General features: G+C 40.3%; 1 protein-coding gene. It reads right to left on the minus strand.

Going from position 1 to position 536, the window contains the following annotated elements; all coding sequences use genetic code 11:
• Nucleotides 1-523: Na+/H+ antiporter NhaC family protein (locus tag AC3AX0_RS10035; RefSeq protein WP_487550154.1), on the minus strand; the 523-nt coding region annotated here is incomplete at its 3' end.
• Between the last annotated feature and the right edge of the window lie 13 nt (nt 524-536).

Raw genomic sequence — 536 nt, forward strand, 5'->3', positions numbered from 1 at the left:
AAATCCAAGATAGAAGACAGAATGGTACGAATGATGCTACAGAAGCTCCAAGCATAGTGGCTCCAAATATTGCATTCGCATTCCAAGGTATCAACCATGCTCCAAGGGTACCGCTGTCCTCAAGAAGTCTTGAAAGGTTTTCAGGTGCTAATTTGTTCTTCTTGAATATAGGTTTCATGATTGTTCCTGGAACTATTTCTGCCAGAAGCATTGATGATCCTATCATGTTTGTAGTATATCCAATAATCAGTGTATAGAATACTGTCTTGAATCTTGAACCTTCACAGTTGTTTGCCATTGGCTTAACAAGTGCTCCAAGTATTCCAGATTCGCTTAACATACCTGTGATTGCCGCTGCCGAGAAAACTATGAGGAATGAACTGATCATACTCATGATACCACCTCTGTTCAGTAGCTTGTCTATGTATGTAAGTCCACTATCTACTGAATATCCGTCATAAAGGTATCCAAGAAGAACCTGGATACTTTCTCCCTGTCTGAAGAATGCAACTGTCATACCCATGAAAGTTCCTGCT

The organism is Dethiosulfatibacter sp. (genome assembly GCF_983023055.1).